Source organism: Microcoleus sp. CAWBG27 (assembly GCF_020883145.1).
In the GTDB taxonomy this organism is placed as follows: Bacteria; Cyanobacteriota; Cyanobacteriia; order Cyanobacteriales; family Microcoleaceae; genus Microcoleus.
Map to the genome: position 1 here is coordinate 52,254 of NZ_JAHREU010000029.1, position 16,536 is coordinate 68,789.

Sequence of the window (16,536 nt, forward strand, 5' to 3'; positions counted from 1 at the left end):
AAAAATGAGTGAATTTAACCAACAAAAACTACTAGAATTGATCGGTGAAATTGCTCCCGGAATGGGTACGGCTGAGCACGAAAGTGATAATGAGGAGAAGTTCTTAAAAAATTTCTTACCGATTCCAAATTATCGCTATGCTTTAGAACCCAATATCTTGTTAATACTAGGAGGACGCGGGGTAGGAAAAACAGAATTATTCCGTTTACTAGCCATCCCTTCTGGACGGGAAGCCTTGGTTGAAAGTTTGAGAATTAGAGGATTACCTCCTTTGAGCCAAACGACGTGGATAGCTGGCTTTGGGCGGACTCGCACAGCAGAAAAGCGATTTCCCATACCAGACATTGTTGAGCGTCAAATGCAAGAAGCTACAAATATTGAATGGCGTAGCTTCTGGATCGGTTTAATGTTAGGTGTCATCCTAGAGCAAGAAGAATTTAAGCTAAAAGATTTTCTTCTTGAAGCAATAGAACCGGAAATCGTTAATGTCCTCAAAGGGAAATTATCTCTATTGTCAGAGTGGCTGCCCCTAGTCAATAAAAATATTGAACATTTAAATTATGTCTTAGATAAATTAGACGAAAAACTCCTTGAGACTGATGATTGGTTATTTGTCACTTATGATGAATTAGATCGATTAGTTACTTCCTACATGGCCTTAGCAAATCCCATTCGTCAACTTTTAGCTTTGTGGCTAGATAGATGGCGACGTTGGGAGAGAATACGCCCCAAAATATTTTTGCGTACCGATTTATTTCGAGAGGAATTTTTGAGTTTTCCCGATGCTTCCAAACTGCGAGGTCATCAGGTTGAATTGGAATGGAAACCTTCATGGCTTTATCAACTTTTTGTCAAACGACTGGCGAACTCTGGCCCTGAAATGACAGAATATTTACAAAAAATCCCAGAGTTGATTATTGAAAACAGAACTAGCTTGGGATGGACTGCAACATCAAACGAGAAATTGTTTGAAGAACTTATCGAAAAGATGATTGGTAAGTATATGGGGGCTAATCCTAAAAAAGGAATTACCTATCGTTGGATTCCTAATCACCTTCAGGATGCTGGCGGTAGAATTGCGCCACGTTCTTTTCTGAAGTTATTTGCATTATCAGCAAAAGATAGAAGGGAATCGAACTCTATTGTGGAAGACACTAAAGAACTTTTGCAACCTTCTGACTTGCAGGCGGCTTTAACACGTACCTCAGAAGATCGAATCAGGGAATTGCAAGATGAGTATCCCTGGTTAGAATCTCTCAAAACGAGTTTAGTTGGTCTAGAAGCTCCCATACCAAGGGAGAAGTTTTTAGATGCAGTTAAATCAACCAAATGGAGTGAACAACTGGAAAAACAACCACCCACCACTAACCCTGAAGAATTTTTGCAATATTTACTTCTACTTGGGGTTGTAGAAACTCGTTCTGATGGACGTATTAATATGCCTGAAATCTATTTGTATGGCTTTCAAGTTAAACGGAGAGGAGGGGTTAAACGTCCAAAGTAATATTAACGATATTTGGCAAGCTATCTCTTACCTTACTGTTGAGGCTCAGTCTTTGAACGCTGAAATTATTACCAAAATGACGATCCAATTAAAAAGAAGTAAAATTGCCTCAAGAACTAAAAAAATCGTCAAACTTGTTTGCCTTAGCGCCAATCATCCAATACAAAAACCTCCGGTCGATTGTAACCGGGATCGTTGGGTCTGTGCATTACTAAACCTGTACTTTCAGTGCGAAAATTGCGATCGACCATTCTGCTATAAGCGCCATCATGGCTCGTATTCACTCCAGCCCTGAGACGCAACATTTTTTGACTCGCCCCAAAGGCTTCACAGACATCGAGCAACTGTTCAAACAGTTCGCCTGCTTGCACTCCCGATCGCACAGCTCCAAATTTGACGTAACATACATCAGAACCAGCTTCGCTACCCGCACCGCAATGACAAACAGCAAATCCTGCCAAACCTTTGTCATCCCACAGTAAAACCGTATCGCCCAAGTTTTGAGCGTCAACAGCCAAAATCTCCCGCGATAAGTCCAGCCCTGGATAAATAGCATCTGTCAGTTGATAACATTCTTTCAGAAAGTGCGATCGCTCCTGTAGACTTAGCTCAGAGTATTTTGTGACTGGTAAGTCCAACTCAACCGACTCAATGGGTTTTACCATTATAAATGTCAGAAAACGCGGGTAGAACCCGAATTTATGATACAGCGCATGGTGTTTTGGGCTGTTGGGAAAAGTAAATAAACCCGCCTGTACCGTCCCCCATTTTGAGAATTTGTCGATCGCACATTCAATCAAACGTTGAGCAACACCTCGACCCCAGAAGTCAGGATGAACGCTCAGCGGCCCAAAAAAACCGACACTCCCCCAACAAATAGCTATATTTGAGCCAACTAGCTGCCCATCAACCTCGGCGGCAAAAGCCGCTGTCGGATCGATTTGCGATCGCGTGCGAACATAGTTCATATCAGCACAAAAATCTGGGTTCAGGCAATCCAATAAAAGTACCAAACGCTAGTCTAAAAATATGTTCAGCCGTCGATAACTCATTTTTTTGAAGCAGTCGAATAGAGATGTTCATTGGGAGAGATACCCGTTAAAAATATAAAAATTACCAACAATTAATATCTCCGAATTATTTAAGAATTCGGAGATACTTGCCGCACGAGTCGCGTAATTAATTTTAGTTGTCTGCTTGCGCCTCTCGTAATTTACGCGATCGCCTCAGTGGGTGCAGCTACAAAGTTCTTCAGCACATCCGGCTGTTGAGTGAATGCCAAATATTTGGCGGTCATCTCTGGCGTTAGGAGTTCTATCAGCAAATGGTTTTCTACCCAGAACTCAATCACATCAAAGAAAGATTCGCGATCGCAGCGGACAACCCGCCAACCTTCTCGCTTCCCAATCTGTTCAATTTCAGTTTGACTGCTAGGGACGGACACGGCGGCATGAGTTGCTGTCAATTGAGACGCTTGAGGATTGTGCATAAAACTGCACCCATCCGGCCCGGAACCCGGACTGATTTCCACTCCCGAAGGCAAGACTTCAATGGCTGTACCGTGTTCATCCATCGCGATGACCATGTAGCTGTTTGGATGAACTTGAAAGGGCACCGCTTGACCTTTGAGGATTTCTGCCAGGACTTGGGCGACGTGCTGGGGGTTTTGAGCGGAAACGGAAATGTGATGGATCATAAAACCTCTCTTGAGATCTGTAGTTGTGGACTAAATGGGAGTGTAATGACGCTGCCCTGAGAGCGACTTTGGGGATACAAGAATCTGTGTAGAGTTGTCAGGTACACATCCTGATGGACTACTACCAACATAGTAAGGCTCGCCCCTCTCCATCTTTTAGATTCTTGCGATTTTTTATAGATTCTTGCGGTGTTCGAGAATCATTTTTGGGGTGACACCCAACAATCGCTTGATGTGAACGTTCAAATGCGCTTGATTGGCAAATCCAACTTGTTGGGCAATTTCCGCGATCGACTCTTTTCCAGCTAGCAGTAAAGTTTTTGCCCGTTCCACCCGACACCGAATCACAAATTGATGTGGCGTCAATCCAGTGGATTTCTTAAACAAGCGCGTAAAGTAGTGCGGGCTCAGATTGGCAATTGCCGCCAAGTCTGCCAATCCTAACTCGCCACCGAGATTTGCTTCAATATACTCAATAACTTGACGCAGTATAGACCGAGGCAATCCATCCGTGTAGTCTTTAAATTCCAGTTTCCGTTTACCGTACTTTTGCAGTAGATGTACCGACAGCATTGCCGCTGCGGTTTCTGCATACAAGCGACTGCCAGCAGGATCTTGTTCGAGAACAGATTTAAGCGACAAACCAAGTTGATACACCAAAGGATCGGGCGTAGAAAAATGGGGCAATAGTTCGGTTTGAGTGAAATAGGCTGCATCATCGATCGCACGGGCAACCAAAGAAGTATCTAGCCCAATGACAATCATCTCTCCTTCAGTGAACCAGCGAACGCTATGACCAATATTCGCAGGAACAACTACAATATCTCCAACATTAGTTGACTCGCTCTTAGAAATGCCATCGATCGATCGTTCTGAGACATTGCAACTTGTAAAGATACCAACGCCATCCAGTGGAATGCAAACTTCGGGAAGTTCGTAGGGTGACTGTCGCATGGTAATCACTGAGATTCCTTGCCACTGCGTTGCAAAACTGGTCAAGTGCGGTGGACGGGGAAACAGACTCACATACTCGCGGGGCGATCGAGCAATTGACGGTTGATGATGCTGCATGGCACATTTACCGTTCAGGACTATTCCAATTATATGCGACTGCTGTCCCGCCCCCTTTCGTCCGCCCTCACCGTGCTGTGCAAGTGCAGTGAAGCCCCTGCACAGCCTATTTTCAGCCAACCTTCTCCACCGTAAATCCAATTTCTTGCCCGTAGGATAGTTCCAGAGTATGGCCGTCCGGGTCTCGCAAAAAAGCCCAATAGCCGATCGGATATCCAGAATCTTTTGGTTCATCAACCAGTACGCCTTCTTGACGTGCGTTATCGCATAGAGAATCCATATATTCCCTGCTCTTGCAACCAACCCCAAGGTGTGCCAGCGGAGACAAAACTGGATGTACAGAGTTTGTCTGAATGAGCACAATTACAAAAGGACGAGTGCCGTCAGAAAGCCATACGACAGCAACACCTGCTGCTGCATCAATCCGGCGGTGAACGACCTGCATCCCAGCATACTTCGAGTAGAATTCAATACTTTTCTCAACATCGGAAACTGGGAGTGCGATGTGAGTTAAACCTATATCAATCATTTGAAATTTCCTCCATGCTTTAGACTTAAAACTTTGCAAATACTCCTGGATGCAGCGGAGGTTAGAAACCGGGCTTTTTGACAAAAACTTTTCGCTGTAGCCTTCATGTTAGGTGAAAAATCCGGTTTCTTTAGTCTTAATACGTAAGTCATGACAAAATGACTTCATAATGTTCGACTGTCGGAAATGGATCGTAAAAATGGTGCAATAAGGAACGCCACTTTTGATAATCTGGCGATTCTCGGAATCCCACAGTATGGTCTTCCAAACTCTGCCACCGCACCAACAAAATATAACGATTTGTGTTTTCTATGCAGCGTTGCAGCTCGTGCGAGATATACCCCGGCATAGAAGATATAATAGCTGAAGCTGTTTTGAAAGCTATTTCAAACTCAGCAGCCATATTAGGTTTAACATCAAGAATTGCAACTTCTAATATCATAGGTTTAAACAGCTATTTTGCTAATTCTAGCACCTCAACGAGGGTAACGTATTCACCGATAAAGTTGTTCGGCGTGCAGCATCTCTATCTAAGGGCACTTCTGCATAAATTTTTTCTCAATAGCAGCATTTTCTATTTGGTTCCGAAATATATCCAGCATTCCTATAACTTCTCTGTGTAACTCTAGATATTCATCCCTATCAAACACCGAATAATTTCCGTGTGCAATTTCGTTCCTTGTCTTCAAAAGCTTAGTATCAATTAATACCGACTTAGTAGAGTAGATTGAAAAATCAATTCCCAGAATATAAGTTATTTCCTTTAAAATTTCAGAAGATAGATTCGATGCAGTAGATATTACATCTTTAGGTAGGATACATCTCTGATTCAATTCGGAAATAAAGAAGTCACAAACAGGTATATACAATGATGGCTTATTTGTCTCTTTTGCTTCCTTAAGTTTTTCTTTCATCGCCAAAGCTAAAAAATTACTAGAAAGCTCCTGATAAGTAAGCTTTTTTGAGATTACATATTCTAGATAAGAGTTCGCTGCTAACTTAACAAAACCTTCCCAATGGGAATAGAGAATACATACTCCACCTCGAACTAATGCTTTATGTCTTTGATCGGAAACATTTTTCGCTTCTACCATAGATTTCATTTCTGAAAGTTCCTTTTTTCGCCAAGAAAGATCCGTAGCCAGTCTGTCACTTAATTCTTCTGCTGTTCGGATGCTCATAAAGGTGAAAATACCTTTGTACCCAGCGGAATCAGATAGGGTAAGCGTCTTGCTGCATTCACTCCAGCTCCAGACCATTGTTTATAAATTGGATCTGACCAAATACATTTTATACGATTAGGTATTTCGTCGGTTGGAATCGGATTTTGATAGTTGTATCCAATTCCTAGTGCTACCACCTCATAGGCAGATAATAGAAAGCCTCCCACGAATTTATCCTGATCTGATTTATATCGCTTGAAGCTATCGTCTCCCATAGCTTCATTAAGCATATTGAAAGTCACATCAAACGCTCTCTCTATGTGGCTGCTATCCAAATCTTTTTTCAGAGCCATTTCTCGCATTCTAGCGGTTAGGAACTCGCTGACATCACCACCTAACTTTTTAAGACTTTCATCATCTTGGTCAAAGAGAAGAATAAAACGCAATACTAATTCCATATCATACTGTTCTTCATAGAGTCGATCGCTCAAAGCAATGCAGCTTTTGAATGACTCGCGATCTGCCAGTGAACGCATCAAATTATACAAATCTTTATTCAACATTAAAAGAATGCAGTTTCTTACTTCTTGTGGTGTAGCAATTGAGCCTCCTGTATTGAGTCGCTGAAATAGCTCGTACTTAATCATTTTATCGCTTTCTTTTTCAACTATATTGACTGCTATCTTGGATCGCTTTATCAATAGACGCTGTGCTTGAGTGAAAGAGTTATTTTTATCGTTTGGATCGTCCCATTTTTTTCCTTGTAATGAAGGCAAATAAGTAGTTTTTTGTAAAGCGATAAAAGATGTATCTGGCTCTTGATTCTCGGGCTTCAAAAGACCGACAAATTCATAGATGGTTGAGAGTCTCTGCAAACCATCGATCACATCCCAAATTCCATCATCTCTTTGACTAACAAAAATTGGTGGAATTGGTATGCCTAAAAGAATTGATTCTATAAAAGTTGATTTTTGATAATCAGACCACCGAAAAAACCTTTGAAAATCTGGGTGAATATCGATTTCATTATTTTCATAAAGGCTGATCCACTCGCCAATAGACATTGAGTAGCTATCTGTCCGAATTTCTTGCCTTGTTTTGTCAATTTCTTCTTGTAGAGGCATGGCTGAAACATTCCTAAGTATTATTATGTATAGCTATCATTGCAGGGCAATACATAGACATTATATCACTAGGCGATCATTTGAAGAAAGGAGACCCAGAAATAGTCAACTTTGTTGTCAAGACCATGCGAAATCAGATCTGCTGAAGTTTCCAGGTATTTTCTATTGTAAATTAGTGACACAACCTTCATACTGATTCGATCGTTACTGATTTATCGGCTGCACAGAAAAATCTTAAACATACGGACAACGGGGAGAAACTGATTGTTTGGGAGCGGAATTTCAAATTGCTCGATCGCCCGATAGCCAAATTTTGTGTAAAATGGCTCTCCTGCCAGCGTTGCGATCGTCTCCACATCCTTAAATCCAGCACGCTCAGCAGCCAGTTCAGAGGATTGCATAATTTGACTGCCAATTCCTTGACGCGCCCATACTGGATCGACAAAGAATGCCCGAATCTTTGCTGAGTCGCTGTCTGGGTTGAGCAGGCTGTCTTCTTGATTATTTTTGCCTGAATCACCTCCATAAAGCGTTTTTCGCTGGCTCCAACCACCGCAACCGACAATTTGGCGATCGCGCTCAGCAACAAAGTATGTTCGATCTTGAATCAGTTGACTGTCAACTCCAAAGACTGTGCCGATTGCACCTTCAATCTGCTCAGAAGTGTAGTAGTCTGCTTGCAAAGCTCTAGCAGAATCGGGAATTAAAGTTGTCAGCTTAGGAATATCTTTTAAGCTAGCTAATCGAATACAAAAATCCATTTCATATGGTGTCTGGTTAATTAACAGTGATTTGCAACGGTTCGTAGTGAGGACTTTAGTCCTCAAATTATGCGGACTAAAGTCCTCACTACAAACCTTGTTTATTGTGGTCTTGGCTGCGGAGATGATATTATTCGGTGAGAATCGTGGAAGATTTGAATTTCAATCATACTTAAACTTCGATCGCCCGAATCGATTCCAACTCCCGTACAACAGGCAATCCCGATGCGACAAGTTCAGGCGGCACCTGATGGGTTTCCAGGTATTTTCCGTCGTGAATTACCCGCAGAACGTTCATCCGGTGAGGGCGGGTGTAATAGCGGTGGGTTGGTTCCGTCTTTTGCCGTTCTTGCAAGCTTTCGTTGGCAATTTTCTTGCGGAGTTTGACGATCGCATCCATGATTGCTTCTGGCCGCGGCGGACATCCAGGTATATAAACATCTACCGGAATTAGCTTGTCCACACCGCGCACAACAGTCGGAGAATCTGCACTAAACATTCCGCCCGTAATCGTGCAAGCGCCCATAGCAATCACGTATTTGGGCTCGGGCATTTGTTCGTAAAGCCGCACCAAAACCGGAGCGTACTTCATCGTAATTGTGCCGGCGGTAATCATCAAATCTGCCTGTCGGGGAGACATTCGGGGAAATACACCTAATCGATCCAAATCGAAGCGGGAAGCGAGCATGGCGCTAAACTCAATGAAGCAGCAAGCAGTGCCAAACATCAACGGATACAGGCTGGACATTTTTGCCCAGTTGTAAAGGTCATCGACTGTGGTGAAAATTACGTTTTCCGATAGCTGTTGCGTAACTTCGGGATAAGCGGCCGGATTGGCGATCGACAAATCTTCTGAAGCAATATCTCGTGTCATGTCAGGTGAATTCATGTTGACAAAACTCCTGGAACGATATAGCTGTTGGTTGTTCGTTGACACTCTAATTCTGGCATCGAATTCTAGCTCTCGCCACGAACTGTCAGATATCTTGATACTCGCGCACGATCTCATCTTCAAAACAGGCAATTTATCTTTGTAGCAGTTTAGTTCTGGGCTGATTCAACAGTTGACCGCTTGACAGTTGACAGTTGACAGTTTGAGAGCGAACTCTACCCTTAAGTTTGAGGATTGGAGTAATGAATAGTCCGATCTTAATTTCTCCGGATCGGGCGGGCGGGCTTTCAACCAATTCTTTCTGGTAAATTTCAAATTATCGATCGCCCTTTTCAATTTTATTAACTATCTTCGCCAACTTCTGACCAAAAAACGCGAGTAAGTGCGATCGCCCACCCCCAGCTTTCAACCTTAAACCAACACCGAATTCCTTTCCCCCTCCCCCTTAACTAAACTTCTTGGCAGGCTATGATTGACGGTTGGGAGCTTTTCAGAATTTAAATGCTAAACACAACCAACATAATTTCCAGCCTGCTGCTATTTATCCCAGTTTCCATCGCCGGACACTTTCTCGGCTGGGAATCCTCCACAATCTTCATCACCTCCGCCCTAGCCATCGTCCCTTTAGCCGCCTGGATGGGTACGGCTACTGAAGAAATCGCCGTTGTCCTCGGCGCCAACTTGGGGGGTTTGCTGAATGCTACCTTCGGAAATGCCACGGAATTGATTATCGGCATCGTCGCCCTCAACGCCGGATTAATAGATGTTGTTAAGGCCAGCATCACCGGTTCAATTATCAGCAACTTACTGCTGGTGATGGGATTTGCCATGCTGCTAGGCGGCTTGCGCTACAAAGAACAAGAATTTCAGCCAACAGTCGCGCGGTTGAATGCTTCGGCGATGAACTTAGCTGTGATTGCCATTTTGGTGCCGACGGCGGTTCAGGTTACCTCTAGGGGCATCCCTCCACAAACTATGCAAAATCTTTCTAGCGCTGTTGCTATAGTCCTGATTATTGTCTACGTGCTGACTCTGCTGTTTTCGATGAAAACCCACAGTTATCTTTACGATGTAGGGGTGGCAGAAGTCGAAGGTCTCGAAGAATTAGCCGAAAGTAACTTAGCACCAGAGAGTTCCGACCACAAGGTGAATCTACCGTTGTGGATTTCGGTACTGTTGGCCTGTACCGTCATGGTGGCGATCGAGTCAGAACTCCTGGTTGGTACTCTAGAAGAAGCGACGGCGCGTTTGGGGCTGACATCACTGTTTACCGGGGTGATTTTAGTGCCGATTATTGGCAATGCTGCCGAACACACGACGGCGGTGACGGTGGCGATGAAAAATAAAATGGATTTGTCGGTTTCTGTGGCTATGGGATCGAGCTTGCAAATTGCTTTGTTTGTTGCCCCGGTGTTGGTTTTGGTGGGTTATATCGTGGGCAAACCGATGGACTTGAACTTCAACCCGTTTGACCTCGTAGCGGTTACGGTGTCGGTGCTGATTGCGAATTCTATCAGTTCTGATGGCAAGTCTAACTGGCTCGAAGGTACTTTGCTCTTGGCTACTTATGCGGTTTTGGCGTTGGCGTTTTTCTTCCATCCGGTCATCGAAGGACTCGTTTAAAATTCTAGAGAAGGAAGAAGGAAGAAGGAAGAGGGAAGAGGGAAGATGGAAGATGGAAGATGGAAGATGGAAGAAGAAAGATGGAAGATGGAAGATGGAAGATGGAAGATGGAAGTTCTGCCTTATTCGCAATGTGCGGGATTTAACGGATAGAATTCTCGATCGCCCATCAGTTATGCCGTCATCGGGAAGAAGGAATTCCGAGGGAAGAAAGAAGAAGGAAGTTCGGCCTTATTCGCAATGTGCAGGATTTAACGAATGTAACTGATAGAAGAATTCCCGATTACCTATCAGTTATGCCGTCATCCGGAAGAGGGAAGAAAGCAAAAGGAAGGAAGACGGAAAAGGCATTAGGCAAATGTTTGTCCCCCCCTCTCCCCCTCTCCCCCTCTCCCCCTCTCCCACTCTCTTTTATTTCTTCCTTCCAGAGTGCTCCGGAGCGATCGTACAATGGAAAGCGGAAAACGAGCTAGAGTTCACTTCGCTTGACTTTAGCGACGCGAAGGATTTAAATCAAGAGTGCTCATCAGTCTTGTACTGGGTGTGATACGATCGTCGCAGGTTGAAAATTGAGTATAACTAGACAACGTAAAAACTTAACTGGATTGTTGAGTACGCAGTCACACCGATCGGTGTTGCCGTCTAGGAAAACTCGCATTTGAACAAAAACCTGACTAGATCGAGACGATCGATCGAGTACGGTAGGGCATACCGGAATTTACGCTTGAGGAGAAGACACCTTTACTTGACCTGGAGTAATCCAGTCGCAAGCAAGTGACTTCGTTGAACCAAGAATCTCAGTCACAAGCAAGTGCTGAGAGTGCCAAAGTAAAACTTGATAGAGCAACCTCAATCAGGGTTATGTGGCTTCGTGAGTTATTGCCTCAATCCCAAATGCCCGAATCCCTCCGATCCAGCCAACTCTGGTAAATCCGCGTGCATCCACTGCGGGTCTGAACTTTTGTTGCAAGGTAGATATCGGCTAGTCGCGCCTCTCGGAGGCGGTGGCTTTGGCAGAACATTTGAAGTGGACGACAACGGCGCCCGAAGAGTGCTCAAAGTCCTGCTGAAAGAACATCCCAAAGCTGTAGAACTGTTTAAGCAAGAAGCCGACGTATTGGTCAGGCTGAGACATCCAGGTATTCCAAAGGTCGATCGCGACGGTTATTTTACATTTTCGCCAGCTCACAGCACAGAGTCTTTTCACTGTCTGGTGATGGAGAAAATTGCTGGGGCCAATTTGCAAGACTGGCTGAAACATCGGGGCCGCCCGATCAGTCAAGAACAAGCTCTGAACTGGCTCAAACAACTGTCGGAAATTTTAGACCAAGTTCACCGACTCAACTATTTTCATCGGGATATCAAGCCGCACAATATTATGTGCAAGCCGAACGGGCAGCTAGTGCTGATTGACTTCGGCACTGCTCGGGAAGTGTCGGCGACTTATTTCGCTAAGGTGGGCCAGGGGCAAAATGTCACTGGTATTGTTTCCCCTGGCTATACGCCGCCCGAACAAACTAATGGCAAGGCTGTTCCGCAGTCGGATTTTTTTGCTCTGGGGCGCACTTTTGTTTATTTGTTGACTGGGAAGCCACCGACTGCGTTCCCAGAAAACCCCCGCACGGGCAGATTAATGTGGCGCAAAGGAGCTCCTCAGGTTTCCGACCCCTTGGCTAATGTCATCGATTACCTGATGGCGCCTTTTCCCGGAAATCGACCTCAAAGTCCGCAGATGGTTTTGCAGTGCTTGGAGGAAATTAATCTTGACGGTGCGGAAACTCAGTTACCAACTCAGTTGCCGACGACGGGGCAAACTAAAATTCGCGGAACTTCCGGGGCGTCTGGGGCGACGAAGCAGACTTCCATCAACCGCCTCAAACCTCTGAATTCTGGTGGCTTGAACAAGCCGGAGCAAGAGGTTTTAGATTGGAAAAAGAAGTTGGTGGCGGGCGCTGCTGTTTTGATGCTGGGTATTGGCGCGTCTCAAATTTATGGTTCGATGCGTTACGGGGTGTTTCCGGCAAATCCGGTGTGGCTGCTTTCTAGTTTGCCTAGCAGTCAGTTTTTGCAAAGAAGTTTGGATAATGTCGGAAGTGTAAATGCGATCGCCCTGTCGCCGGACGGTCAAACTTTGGTCAGCGCCAGCTTTGGGACGATTAGAATTTGGAATCTGAAGACGGGACGCCTGGTGCGGACTCTGAATCCGGTGCATTCTAAAAAATCGGTTAACACGCTAGCGGTGAGCCCGGACAGTTCGACTTTGGCCAGCGGCGGCAACGACAATAATGTGATTTTGTGGGATTTGAAGACGGGGCGGCGGGTGCGGACAATTCCTGCTCACAAAGCCCCTGTCAACGCGATCGCCTTCAGCAGCGACGGTCAAAATCTGGCTAGCGGCAGCGATGACAAAACTGTTCGCTTGTGGAATGTCAAAACCGGCAGCAGGTTGCTGACTTTGACCGGTCACATCGGAGCAGTAAACGCGATCGCTCTGAGCCGGGACGCTCAAACTCTCGCTAGTGGCAGTGAGGACAAGACTGTGCGTTTGTGGAATCTTGACACCGGAGAAGTCAGAAGAATTATCACGGGTCACGGGGGTGCGGTTAATGCTGTGGCTTTTAGCCCGAACGGTCAAGTTGTGGCTAGTGCTAGCAGCGATAATACGATCCGTTTGTCGAACGTGCAAGACGGGAAGCGCACCCGCACTTTTAAAGGCCATTCGAGCTGGGTGAGGACGATCGCCTTTAGTCCCGACAGTCGCAGTTTGATTAGCGGGGGCGGAGATATTATAGTGTGGGATTTGAAGACGGGGAAAGAAAGAAACACTCTTTCTGGTCACGGTCAGTTTGTGAATTCTGTGGCTATTTCTAGAGATAACAAGACTTTGGTCAGCGGCAGTCCCGATCGCACGATTAAAATTTGGCGAATGCCATAGTCTGTTGACTGTTGGCAGTTGGCAGTTGACGGTTGACGGTTGACGGTTGACGGTTGACAGTTGTAGGGGCAGTGCCCCCGTGCCTGCCCTCTCCGTTGACAGTTGACAGTTGATCGAAGGAAGAGGGAAGAAGTAACAATTACCAATTACCAATTCCCAATTCCCAATTTTCAATTTTCAAATAATCAAGAGATTGTGCAAAGGGATTTGATATTATCCCAAAATTCCCCGCCCGTTTTTGGCAAATTCATCCACAGTTTGCTGCGACAATTCGTGAAGTGTCATAGCTTGCAACACGTCCAAAGGCAATGTCAAATGATGGGCGCCGGCTAATAAAGTCTTTACTGCTTCTTCCGGCGATTTAATGCTAGCTGCCAAAATCTCTGTATTCGTTCTCTGCAAAACATTTGCCATATCCCGCACTAAGGCAAAACCGTCTCCCAACAATCGGGTGGCACGATTCACGTAGGCGATCGCATATTTGGCGCCTGCTTCTGCGGCAACAACAGCCTGGGCTGCACTGTAAATAGCTGTCACCGCGCAGGGAATTTCCGGCGACAAATGGGCTACTGCTTGGAAGCCGGCCGCCGTTGCTGGAACTTTCAAAACTGTTTGTTGCCCAATTAATGCAAAAGCCGCTTTTCCTTCTGCTACCATCCCATCAAAATCCGATGCTGTTAGCTGATAGTACACTTCCCCAGGAATCAGTTGTGCCAGTTGTTTTAGTGTCTCTTCAGGAGATAGCTCGCTTTTTGCCAAAAGTGTGGGATTAGTAGTAATTCCCGCTATCCACCCGAACTTGCTCGCCCGTATTGCTTCCGCTACAATTGCAGTATCAACATAAATCGCCATCGACTCTACACCTTCAGTTTCTTAATAATTTCCAGATTCTTGCTTTCAGCTTGAGAGCGATCGGAGTCAAATTAATTGTTAAGCTTTAACAATATCAGAATCTCGGAAATATTACTGTTAAGTAAATATAACAATTCAGTGATGTGCATCACTGGCAGTGTGTGAGTTAGGAATGCTTCAACAGTTGACAGTTGACAGTTGACAGTTGACAGTTGACAGTTTAAGAGCGGCCTCTACCTAGAAGGAAGAGGATTGGAGTAATGAATAGCGTGATTTTAATTTCTCCCGAGCAGGCGTGCGGGCTTTTAACCAATTCTGTCTGGTAATATCGTGCCTGCGGTCACGAGGGTAATGAAATTAGTTTGCAGGGAGGACTCGCATTCCTCACTCAAAACTGGAGCGCGGTTATTTTATCGGAAAATACGAGGTATTAATTCAACAGGACTTACCAAAAAAGAATAGGTTTCTGAGGGAAAGTGCATAAATGCTGTTGAAGATATCTTATAACCGAATTTAAAACTTTCAACTCTTTTGGTAACTGCGATTCTCTGGTACCAAAAAATTTACTTCCCAAATCCCGGATACAGATAAGTTTTATTTGTAGTTATGGTTATGTATCTAATCACTTAAGGAGGTGACTCAGAAATGACCGACAAAGAAAATCAGCACCCACAAGTCAGCTTTGAGGCGTCTTCTCAACCAGCCCAATCGGAAAAAGCACCAGCAACCGCTGACGAATTCTCGGCAAATGTTCAGGCTGAAAATGCGTTTCAACTTATTCAAAATATCCAACAAGATACTTTAAAGGCTGTAGAACGTTTCTTGATGGTGAGCATAGATTGGAAGCTGTCAGAAATTTCTAAACGCAAGTAAGTTATGAAGTGCTACCGCAACGGGAAAGTTATGAGTTATGAGTTTAGTGGTAATTTTTGCTAGATTCACAAGTTACCACTCTGGGAATTAAATAATTTTAGTTCATTCTTTGAAAATCCCGTGTGTAGTGAGGACTAAAGTCCTCTTTTTAATGACTTAAATCTTAAACGCAGCGCTGATGAGTTTTATTTTATACCTTTAAACTACCCCAAAAAAGGAAAGCATCTCAGTTTTGCATTTACAGTGCGAGCACCTCAAGAGATCGCGTATTGTACAATACGCGATCGGGGACGCTCGCACTACAAAAAAATGCTTTTTACAAAAGGGAGATGCTCCCCAAAAAAGTGGGTTGAGGACGGGTAACGCGCACTTGCCACAGCGCTTTGATGACGGCAAAAAGTTTGTGTCAAATATATAGCCTTTCTCAAAAAGATGAGGTATGACTGACAGCTTACATAACCCCTTAAACTCAGAGGGCTGAAGCCCAACAACGTCCGCGAATCTTTCTGAGAACCGCTATAGCGATTTATGCTATGTTGGCGACATTTCCCGGAATCCGGGGATACCAAACCGCCTCTATCCCCTGTAGATAGGCATCTCGGTGCTGAGGTTGCACCTGACAAATATAATGTGCAATTAACTGGGTTATTCTAGAGGTTATGCCAGTCGAGAGGTTTTGAGGGTGAGTCGAATTGTTGTTACTACAATTGGTTCTTTAGGAGATCTGCATCCCAAAATAGCGATCGCCCTGGAATTGCGAAAACGCGGTCATGATGTCGTGTTTGCAACCCACAAGGAATATCAAACCAAAATTGCAGCCTTGGGATTCGAGTTTCAGCGGATTGTCGGAGAACAAAATGGTGTTTTTGTTGCCTGCGATGAGATTGAAAAACTGCTTGAATAAGCTGCTATTTAGGTGTAAGATCGTTGTCGATAATGTTATTTTTTGTTTTATTGTCGAGGTATGTTGTTGCGCTTGGGCGCTCTTTCATAGATATAAATAAACAGGTACGTTGTTGCGCTTGGGCGCTCTTTCATAGATATAAGCGAAGAGCGCCCAAGCGCAACTACGTACCTGGGAATTTGCGTTCTTTTATAGATATAAGCGAAGAGCGCCCAAGCGCAACTACGTACCTGGGAATTTGCGTTCTTTTATAGATATAAGCGAAGAGCGCCCAAGCGCAACTACATACCTGGGAATTTGCGTTCTTTTATAGATATAAGCGAAGAGCGCCCAAGCGCAACTACGTACCTGGGAATTTGCGTTCTTTTATAGATATAAGCGAAGAGCGCCCAAGCGCAACTACATACCTTGGAATCATCGCTTTTTCCTAGATATAAGCGAAGAGCGCTGAAGCGCAACTACATACCTTGGAATCATCGCTTTTTTATAGATATAAGCGAAGAGCGCCCAAGCGCAACTACATACCTGGGAATTTGCGTTCTTTTATAGATATAAGCGAAGAGCGCCCAAGCGCAACTACGTACCTGGGAATTTGCGTTCTTTTATAGA

At 44.6% G+C, this 16,536-nt stretch carries 15 protein-coding genes; 5 read left to right on the top strand and 10 right to left on the bottom strand.

What is annotated here, in order from left to right; translation table 11 throughout:
* The first annotated feature begins 4 nt into the window (after positions 1 to 4).
* A complete protein-coding gene (locus QZ938_RS17370; protein WP_293352439.1) occupies positions 5 to 1,504 on the top strand; it encodes a hypothetical protein in 1,500 nt (499 codons plus the stop codon).
* Positions 1,505 to 1,647: 143 nt separating this feature from the next.
* Here the strand turns inward: QZ938_RS17370 and QZ938_RS17375 are convergent, their stop codons facing one another.
* From QZ938_RS17375 to nuoB, 9 genes are all read right to left on the bottom strand, one after another.
* Positions 1,648 to 2,472 (bottom strand): GNAT family N-acetyltransferase, encoded by an 825-nt coding sequence (locus tag QZ938_RS17375; protein ID WP_293352437.1) that lies wholly within the window; start codon positions 2,470 to 2,472, stop codon positions 1,648 to 1,650.
* A 245-nt stretch (positions 2,473 to 2,717) separates the two neighbouring features.
* Complete coding sequence (locus tag QZ938_RS17380) at positions 2,718 to 3,200, bottom strand: hypothetical protein (protein WP_293352435.1); 483 nt, start codon at positions 3,198 to 3,200, stop codon at positions 2,718 to 2,720.
* A 174-nt stretch (positions 3,201 to 3,374) separates the two neighbouring features.
* Positions 3,375 to 4,271 (bottom strand): helix-turn-helix domain-containing protein, encoded by an 897-nt coding sequence (locus tag QZ938_RS17385; RefSeq protein WP_293144087.1) that lies wholly within the window; start codon positions 4,269 to 4,271, stop codon positions 3,375 to 3,377.
* Between the two features lie 112 nt (positions 4,272 to 4,383).
* The gene (locus QZ938_RS17390) at positions 4,384 to 4,800 is read right to left on the bottom strand and encodes a VOC family protein (protein WP_293329830.1); all 417 of its coding nucleotides are present in this window, start codon (positions 4,798 to 4,800) and stop codon (positions 4,384 to 4,386) included.
* A 148-nt stretch (positions 4,801 to 4,948) separates the two neighbouring features.
* Complete coding sequence (locus tag QZ938_RS17395; RefSeq protein WP_293352433.1) at positions 4,949 to 5,242, bottom strand: antibiotic biosynthesis monooxygenase; 294 nt, start codon at positions 5,240 to 5,242, stop codon at positions 4,949 to 4,951.
* Positions 5,243 to 5,330: 88 nt separating this feature from the next.
* Entirely contained in the window at positions 5,331 to 5,981 is a 651-nt protein-coding gene (locus QZ938_RS17400; RefSeq protein WP_293352431.1) for an MAE_28990/MAE_18760 family HEPN-like nuclease, read from the bottom strand.
* On the bottom strand, positions 5,978 to 7,087 hold the full coding sequence (locus QZ938_RS17405) for a DUF262 domain-containing protein (RefSeq protein WP_293352429.1): 1,110 nt from the start codon (positions 7,085 to 7,087) through the stop codon (positions 5,978 to 5,980). The genes QZ938_RS17400 and QZ938_RS17405 overlap by 4 nt, the downstream gene beginning before the upstream one ends.
* A 212-nt stretch (positions 7,088 to 7,299) precedes the next feature.
* On the bottom strand, positions 7,300 to 7,848 hold the full coding sequence (locus QZ938_RS17410; RefSeq protein ID WP_293144101.1) for a GNAT family N-acetyltransferase: 549 nt from the start codon (positions 7,846 to 7,848) through the stop codon (positions 7,300 to 7,302).
* Positions 7,849 to 8,020: 172 nt separating this feature from the next.
* On the bottom strand, positions 8,021 to 8,722 hold the full coding sequence (gene nuoB / locus QZ938_RS17415) for an NADH-quinone oxidoreductase subunit NuoB (RefSeq protein WP_293352501.1): 702 nt from the start codon (positions 8,720 to 8,722) through the stop codon (positions 8,021 to 8,023).
* Between the two features lie 519 nt (positions 8,723 to 9,241).
* Here nuoB and cax point away from each other — a divergent pair.
* Both cax and QZ938_RS17425 read left to right on the top strand, forming a co-directional pair.
* Entirely contained in the window at positions 9,242 to 10,363 is a 1,122-nt protein-coding gene (cax, locus tag QZ938_RS17420) for a calcium/proton exchanger (RefSeq protein ID WP_293329836.1), read from the top strand.
* Between the two features lie 871 nt (positions 10,364 to 11,234).
* Positions 11,235 to 13,298 carry a serine/threonine-protein kinase gene (locus QZ938_RS17425; RefSeq protein ID WP_293352427.1) on the top strand — a complete coding sequence of 688 codons (2,064 nt, stop codon included), beginning with the start codon at positions 11,235 to 11,237 and terminating at the stop codon, positions 13,296 to 13,298.
* A 213-nt stretch (positions 13,299 to 13,511) separates the two neighbouring features.
* Here QZ938_RS17425 and QZ938_RS17430 read toward each other — a convergent pair whose 3' ends face one another.
* Positions 13,512 to 14,150, bottom strand: a complete 639-nt coding sequence (locus tag QZ938_RS17430; protein ID WP_293144116.1) for a transaldolase family protein — start codon at positions 14,148 to 14,150, stop codon at positions 13,512 to 13,514.
* A 645-nt stretch (positions 14,151 to 14,795) separates the two neighbouring features.
* Here QZ938_RS17430 and QZ938_RS17435 point away from each other — a divergent pair.
* Positions 14,796 to 15,023, top strand: a complete 228-nt coding sequence (locus tag QZ938_RS17435) for a hypothetical protein (RefSeq protein WP_293352425.1) — start codon at positions 14,796 to 14,798, stop codon at positions 15,021 to 15,023.
* 682 nt (positions 15,024 to 15,705) lie between these two features.
* A complete protein-coding gene (locus QZ938_RS17440) occupies positions 15,706 to 15,927 on the top strand; it encodes a glycosyltransferase (protein ID WP_293144122.1) in 222 nt (73 codons plus the stop codon).
* The last annotated feature ends 609 nt before the right edge of the window (positions 15,928 to 16,536 follow it).